General features: G+C 68.4%; 7 protein-coding genes and 2 pseudogenes. 6 read left to right on the forward strand and 3 right to left on the reverse strand.

What is annotated here, in order from left to right:
• Positions 1 to 27: 27 nt before the first annotated feature.
• From ABZ876_RS09690 to ABZ876_RS09700, 3 genes are all read left to right on the forward strand, one after another.
• Positions 28 to 825, forward strand: a complete 798-nt coding sequence (locus ABZ876_RS09690; RefSeq protein ID WP_361776960.1) for an ABC transporter ATP-binding protein — start codon at positions 28 to 30, stop codon at positions 823 to 825.
• Between the two features lie 92 nt (positions 826 to 917).
• The gene (locus ABZ876_RS09695) at positions 918 to 1,346 is read left to right on the forward strand and encodes an NfeD family protein (protein ID WP_361776962.1); all 429 of its coding nucleotides are present in this window, start codon (positions 918 to 920) and stop codon (positions 1,344 to 1,346) included.
• A 131-nt stretch (positions 1,347 to 1,477) separates the two neighbouring features.
• Positions 1,478 to 2,449, forward strand: a complete 972-nt coding sequence (locus tag ABZ876_RS09700; protein ID WP_361776965.1) for an SPFH domain-containing protein — start codon at positions 1,478 to 1,480, stop codon at positions 2,447 to 2,449.
• A gap of 105 nt (positions 2,450 to 2,554) precedes the next feature.
• On the opposite strand, the gene ABZ876_RS09705 is transcribed toward ABZ876_RS09700, so the two are convergent.
• The 3 genes from ABZ876_RS09705 to ABZ876_RS09715 form a co-directional block, all read right to left on the reverse strand.
• Entirely contained in the window at positions 2,555 to 3,061 is a 507-nt protein-coding gene (locus tag ABZ876_RS09705; RefSeq protein WP_361776968.1) for an HNH endonuclease, read from the reverse strand.
• A gap of 157 nt (positions 3,062 to 3,218) precedes the next feature.
• Positions 3,219 to 3,758, reverse strand: a complete 540-nt coding sequence (locus ABZ876_RS09710; protein WP_361776971.1) for a YbhB/YbcL family Raf kinase inhibitor-like protein — start codon at positions 3,756 to 3,758, stop codon at positions 3,219 to 3,221.
• Positions 3,759 to 3,807: 49 nt separating this feature from the next.
• Positions 3,808 to 4,593, reverse strand: a complete 786-nt coding sequence (locus ABZ876_RS09715) for a sporulation protein (RefSeq protein WP_361776974.1) — start codon at positions 4,591 to 4,593, stop codon at positions 3,808 to 3,810.
• Positions 4,594 to 4,771: 178 nt separating this feature from the next.
• Here ABZ876_RS09715 and ABZ876_RS09720 point away from each other — a divergent pair.
• From ABZ876_RS09720 to ABZ876_RS09730, 3 genes and pseudogenes are all read left to right on the forward strand, one after another.
• Positions 4,772 to 5,029: pseudogene (locus ABZ876_RS09720) on the forward strand (DNA-3-methyladenine glycosylase); the annotation flags it as partial.
• A 14-nt stretch (positions 5,030 to 5,043) separates the two neighbouring features.
• Complete coding sequence (locus ABZ876_RS09725; protein ID WP_361776977.1) at positions 5,044 to 5,655, forward strand: DNA-3-methyladenine glycosylase; 612 nt, start codon at positions 5,044 to 5,046, stop codon at positions 5,653 to 5,655.
• Positions 5,656 to 5,914: 259 nt separating this feature from the next.
• Positions 5,915 to 6,280, forward strand: a pseudogene (locus ABZ876_RS09730) (DNA-3-methyladenine glycosylase); the annotation flags it as partial.
• Positions 6,281 to 6,629 lie beyond the last annotated feature (349 nt).

The raw sequence follows: 6,629 nt of genomic DNA on the forward strand, positions 1-6,629 counted from the left end.
CACACTGCAAGGGGAGACAACGCGCTCATGAGCGATGTTCTGGAGCTGGAGGACGTATCCGTGGTCCGCGAGGGCCGGGCTCTCGTGGACCAGGTCTCCTGGTCGGTCAAGGAGGGTGAGCGCTGGGTCATCCTCGGCCCCAACGGCGCCGGGAAGACCACTCTCCTGAACGTCGCCTCCAGCTACCTCTACCCGACCACCGGCACCGCCACCATCCTCGGCGAGACCCTCGGCAAGCCCGGCACCGACGTCTTCGAACTGCGCCCGCGCATCGGCGTCGCCGGCATCGCCATGACGGAGAAGCTCCCCAAGCGCCAGACCGTCCTGCAGACCGTGCTGACCGCCGCGTACGGCATGACGGCCGGCTGGCAGGAAGAGTACGAGGACGTCGACGAACAGCGCGCCCGCGCCTTCCTCGACCGCCTCGGCATGAGCGAGTACCTGGACCGCAAGTTCGGCACCCTCTCCGAGGGCGAGCGCAAGCGCACCCTCATCGCCCGCGCCCTGATGTCCGACCCCGAGCTGCTGCTCCTCGACGAGCCCGCGGCCGGTCTCGACCTCGGCGGCCGCGAGGACCTCGTACGCCGTCTCGGCCGCCTCGCCCGCGACCCGATCGCACCCTCCATGATCATGGTCACCCACCATGTCGAGGAGATCGCCCCCGGCTTCACCCACGTCCTGATGATCCGGCAGGGCAAGGTGCTCGCCGCGGGACCGCTGGAGCTGGAGCTGACCTCCCGCAACCTCTCGCTCTGCTTCGGCCTCCCGCTCGTGGTGGAAAACGTCGGCGAGCGCTGGACCGCTCACGGTCTGCCCCTTTCCTGATCCCGAAACCCCCTGACGGAAGGCCCCGGCAAGCTCCCGCGACCCGGACTGCGCCCTGTCCGCGACCGGACCCGCGGCCCTACCATGACCAGGTGGACATCGACGCGTGGGTATGGTGGCTGATCGGCGCGGCGGGGCTCGGCATCGGGCTCGTGATCACCGCGATGCCGGAGCTCGGGATGCTCGCGGTGGGCGCGGTCGCGGCCGCCGTGGTCAGTGCTCTGGGCGGCGACGCCGTCTTCCAAGTCCTGGTCTTCGCCGCCGTATCCGTCGCACTCATCGCCGTGGTCCGGCCCATCGCGGCCCGGCACGGCGCCCAACGGCCCCGACTCGCCACCGGGATCGACGCGTTGAAGGGCAGGCAGGCCGTCGTCCTCGAGCGCGTCGACGGCAACGGCGGCCGGATCAAGCTCGCGGGGGAGGTCTGGTCGGCGCGCTCCCTCAACACCGAACTCACCTATGACGTCGGCCAGGAAGTGGACGTCGTGGACATCGACGGAGCCACGGCGATCGTGATGTGACCTCGTAGGACGTAACTCACCCGAACACCCCACGAGGTACGCGACGGTCTGTCAGACTCGACCAGCAAGATCTTCAACAACCATAAGATCTTCCACAGGCGCCGAGGCGGAGAAGGGTACGGGGAATCACGATGGAACCGATCATCATCGTCCTGATCATTCTGGTGGTGTTGGTCTTCATCGCCCTGATCAAGACGATCCAGGTCATCCCGCAGGCGAGCGCGGCCATCGTCGAGCGTTTCGGCCGCTACACCCGCACGCTGAGCGCGGGCCTGAACATCGTGGTCCCGTTCATAGACTCCATCCGCAACCGCATCGACCTGCGCGAGCAGGTGGTGCCGTTCCCGCCGCAGCCGGTGATCACCCAGGACAACCTGGTCGTCAACATCGACACCGTCATCTACTACCAGGTGACCGACGCCCGGGCCGCGACATACGAGGTCGCCAGCTACATCCAGGCCATCGAGCAGCTCACCGTCACCACACTCCGCAACATCATCGGCGGTATGGACCTGGAGCGCACCCTGACCTCCCGCGAGGAGATCAACGCGGCCCTGCGCGGCGTCCTCGACGAGGCCACCGGCAAGTGGGGCATCCGCGTCAACCGTGTCGAGCTGAAGGCCATCGAGCCCCCGACCTCCATCCAGGACTCGATGGAGAAGCAGATGCGCGCCGACCGTGACAAGCGCGCGGCGATCCTCACCGCCGAGGGTACGCGGCAGGCCGCCATCCTCACCGCCGAGGGCGAGAAGCAGTCCCAGATCCTGCGCGCCGAGGGTGAGGCCAAGGCCGCCGCCCTGCGCGCCGAGGGCGAGGCCCAGGCCGTCCGTACGGTCTTCGAGGCGATCCACGCCGGCGACCCCGACCAGAAGCTGCTCTCGTACCAGTACCTCCAGATGCTCCCGAAGATCGCCGAAGGCGACGCCAACAAGCTCTGGATCGTGCCCAGCGAGATCGGCGACGCACTGAAGGGCCTCTCCGGCGCCATGGGCAACTTCGGCCCCCTGGGCGGCGGTTCGGGCAGCGGTGGCTCCTCCGGAGCGTCGGGCGGCGCCGGTTCGGGCACGGCGGCCGAGCGCCGCGAGAAGCCGTCCATCGACTGACCGGACAGCGGTCGTCGTACGAGACCGGGGCCCGCCTCCCGACGGAGGCGGGCCCCGGTCCGCGTTCCCCGGCTCACGGCCTCCCGAGCGGCCGTTGCGCGCACCCTAGGCGGCGGGCTGACCCAGCCACTCCGGCAGCGCCTCGAACTCGTCCTGCCCCAGCGCCAGCAGCATCGCGTCCGCGGGCGTCGGCTCGAACGGCTGCCGCAGCAGCGGCATCCCCGCCTCCTCCGGCGTACGGTTCGCCTTGCGGTGGTTGTCCTCGGCACAGGAGGCGACCGTGTTCAGCCAGGTGTCACCGCCCCCCTGCGACCGCGGCAGCACATGGTCCACGGTCGTCGCCCGCCGCCCGCAGTACGCGCACCTGTGCCGGTCCCGCACCAGGACACCCCGCCTCGACCAAGGAGCTTGTCTTCGGAAGGGCACCCGGACGTACCGGCAGAGCCTGATGACCCGGGGCGCGGGTATATCCACAGCGGCGCCCCGCATACGGAGTTCGGGGTGGGCCTGCTCGACCACGGCCTTGTCCTGCAGCACCAGAACGACGGCTCGGTTCAGCGTCACCGTCGACAGCGGCTCGAAGCTCGCGTTCAGCACCAGCGTGTCACGCATCCAGCCCACCTCCTGTGTGCATCCGCCCACCCCCTGGCGGGCTTGGATCAACTCTGGACGGGCACGCCGAGATGGACAACGCAATAAAAAATGCCCGCCTCCGATCACTTCCAAGACCAGAGGCGGGCAAACGTTCAATGAACGTCAGTCTTCTGTGTCAGCCCTTGGCAGGGTTCTCGTACTCACCGATGAGCTGTGCGCGTGCCAGCGCGTGGAACCGCAGATTGAAGCCGACCACCGCGGGAGAGGCGTCCGAGTCCGGACCGAGGTTCTCCCGGTCGACGGCGTACACCGTGAAGACGTACCGGTGCGGCCCGTCCCCGGGCGGCGGCGCGGCACCGCCGAAGTCCTTCGTCCCGTAGTCGTTGCGGGCGTGCACGGCACCCGAGGGCAGCTCCTCGAACTTCCCGCCGCCCGCGCCCGCCGGCAGCTCGGTGACCGACGCGGGGATGTCGAACAGGACCCAGTGCCAGAACCCGCTCCCCGTCGGGGCGTCCGGGTCGTAGCACGTCACGGCGAAGCTCTTGGTCTCCGGCGGGAAGCCCTCCCAGCGCAGCTGGGGCGAAGTGTTCCCGGCCGCGTGGACCTGAGCGTCCTTGAGCGTGGCCCCCGGTTCGACGTCCTCGCTCGTCACCGTGAACGACGGCACGGGCGGGTGGAAGTCATGGGGCAGGGGCCGCCTCTTCAGCTCGGTCACCTCGGCACCTCCAAATCGGTGGATCAACCGGTTGCGGTTGATCCAGAGCCTAGAACCAGCTGCGCTTGCTGCCGACCTCCGACAACCACTGGTGGAGGTATGCGGCCCAGTCCGTGCCGTGATAGTCGTGCAGACCGACCTGGAAGGCGCGGTAGGAGTCGCTGCCCTCGCTGAACAGACCCGGCTTCTTGTCCATTTCCAGGATGACGTCCATCTCCCGGTCGTCCGCGACGAAGCTCAGTTCCACCTGGTTCAGACCGCGGTACTGCGAGGGCGGGAAGAACTCGATCTCCTGGTAGAACGGCAGCTTCTGCCGCGTACCCCGGATGTGACCGCGCTCCATGTCCGCGTTCTTGAAGCGGAAGCCCAGCTGGATGAAGGCGTCCAGGATCGCCTTCTGCGCCGGCAGCGGATGCACGTTGATCGGGTCCAGGTCACCCGAGTCCACGGCACGCGCGATCTCCAGCTCCGTCGTCACCCCGATGTGCATCCCGCGCAGCGCCTGCCCGTCGATCATGGTGACCGGCGTCTCCCAGGGGATCTCCAGCCCGAACGGCACGGCGTGCACGGCGCCCGCCTGGAGCTCGAAGGCACCGCCGAGCCGTACCTTGGTGAACTCGATGTCCTGCTTGTACTCCGTGTCGTCGTGACCCTCGACCTCGACCTTGGCCTGGAGCCCCACGTTCAGACCCTCGATCGACTGGTTCACGGACCCGCCCTGGATCCGCACCTCGCCCTGGACCACGCCACCGGGCACCACATTGACCTCGGTCAGAACCGTCTCGACCGACGCCCCGCCGGCACCCAGGCTCGCGAGCAGCCGCTTGAATCCCATGAGTCTTCCCTCCCAGGCGACGCCTGTTCCGCCGCCCCGCCCCTTGCAGGCGTACGCGGATCCTTGATCCCTACAAACGCGATCCGGCCCCCGGCCGGTTCCGTGTCCTCACCCTTCCAAGGGCGAGGACCCTTGACCACCCCTTGGTACGCACCCATCTGGACTACGCTCGTACGCCGTGATCGCGACCCCCGACCGTACGCCCCTCCCCAGGGAGTTCTTCGACCGCCCTGTCCTGGACGTCGCCCCCGGCCTGCTGGGGCGCATTCTCTTCCGCACCACCCCGAACGGCCCGGTCGAACTGCGCCTCACGGAGGTCGAGGCCTACGACGGCCCCAATGACCCCGGCTCCCGCGGGTATCGCGGCCGCACGGCCCGCAACGATGTGATGTTCAGTCCGCCCGGCCATATGTACGTCTACTGCACCTACGGCGTGTCAAGGCGGTCAGCATGAACGTTGCCCTCCTTGCTCGCCCTGCTGAAGAAGTCGCCCCCAAGCTGCTCGGTGCCGTCCTCACCCATGAGACTCCCGAGGGAACCGTGCGCATCACCATCACGGAGACCGAGGCGTATGCCGGTACGGCCGACCCCGCCTCCCACGCCTACCGGGGCAGGACACCCCGCAACGCCGTGATGTTCGGGCCCGCAGGACATCTGTACGTCTACCGGTCTCACGGTCTGCACTGGTGCGCCAACATCGTCACCGGAACAGACGGCATCGCCTCGGCCGTCCTCATCCGCGCAGGCAGGGTCGTCGAAGGGGAAGACCTGGCACGCAAGCGGCGAGGGGCGAAGGTCGAGAGCCGACGCCTTGCGCGGGGTCCGGGGAACTTCTGCCAGGCGCTCGGCATCACGGCAGAACACAACGGCACAGACCTGCTGACGGGCGCCTCGGTAGTGCTGTCCGAGGGCGAGCCAGTACCCGCTGCGCTCATCCGGGTTGGTCCTCGGGTAGGCGTGAGCAGAGCCCACGACTGGCAGCACCGCTTCTACCTCGCCGGTGATCCGACAGTCTCGGCGTACCGACTGAGCCCGAGAGCCAAGCCGTCCGGCGGGGCCTGAGCCACTGTGCGCCTCGCCCGCGGCTCGCCGCCGAGTCGGCGCGGAGTCGGTCCCGAAGACGCGTGATCGCTCGTGTGCGTGGCGTGTGGCGCACCCCCGGCCGGTCCGGTGACTGTCGACGGGTGCCGACTCGGGCCGGAAAGGTGGGGGATACCTCCGATGCGAGCAGCCAGACGACCCGATGGCGTCGCCAAGTCCAGGACGCCCTGAGCCTGTGCGGCGGCCGGGTGAACGCCGGTCTCCTCGGCCCGGCCCACCCCTGTGCGGCCCGGAGGGCAGGGCGAGCGCGCTCCTGCTCCGTGCCGGGGAGATCACCGAGGGCGCCGAGCTCGCCCGTCAGCGACGACTCTCGGCCCGTAACGACAAGGAACTGGCCAAAGGCCCCGCCCGCCTGGCGACGGCCCTGGGCGTGGATCGGGCACTGGACGGTATGGAAGCGTGCACGGCGGGGGAGCCCCCGTTGCGGATGCTGACGGGCACTCCAGTGCCCTCCGACCAGGTACGCAACGGTTCCCGCACCGGTGTCGCGGGGGACGGAGGTGTTCACCCGTGGCGCTTCTGGATCGCCAACGACCCGACGGTGAGCCACTGTCGGGCCCCCACACCCCGCCGCCTGCGAAGTTGACGCGTCCCTGGAAGGTGCGTAATGTAGCCCGAGCCGCTTGAACGGGTACGGCGATCAGCCAGCAGCCGGAAGCGGCCAACCCACTACTTACGTCACCCCTCGCAAAGGGTGGATTCGGCGTGTCCGCATGTCCGAATTCATACTTTCGGAACTCGATTATGAGTCGCGACGGAAATCGGCTAACGTAGTGAATGTCGAAAGGCCGCGCGGCGAAAGCCCGGGGCTCAAGACGATCCCGCCGACCGGGAATCGGATCGAGAAAAGATCTGATAGAGTCGGAAACACCGAAGGGAAGCGCCCGGAGGAAAGCCTGAGAGAGTCTCTCGGGTGAGTACGAAGGAAGCGTCCG

This window comes from Streptomyces sp. NPDC046931 (assembly GCF_040644655.1).
GTDB lineage: Bacteria > Actinomycetota > Actinomycetes > Streptomycetales > Streptomycetaceae > Streptomyces.

Excerpts from the sequence above, each read along its gene's own strand:
- ABZ876_RS09715 (WP_361776974.1), bottom strand. The coding sequence starts at position 4,593 with ATGGGATTCAAGCGGCTGCTCGCGAGCCTGGGTGCCGGCGGGGCGTCG.
- ABZ876_RS09700 (WP_361776965.1), top strand. The coding sequence starts at position 1,478 with ATGGAACCGATCATCATCGTCCTGATCATTCTGGTGGTGTTGGTCTTC.
- ABZ876_RS09690 (WP_361776960.1), top strand. The coding sequence starts at position 28 with ATGAGCGATGTTCTGGAGCTGGAGGACGTATCCGTGGTCCGCGAGGGC.
- ABZ876_RS09705 (WP_361776968.1), bottom strand. The coding sequence starts at position 3,061 with ATGCGTGACACGCTGGTGCTGAACGCGAGCTTCGAGCCGCTGTCGACG.
- ABZ876_RS09725 (WP_361776977.1), top strand. The coding sequence starts at position 5,044 with ATGAACGTTGCCCTCCTTGCTCGCCCTGCTGAAGAAGTCGCCCCCAAG.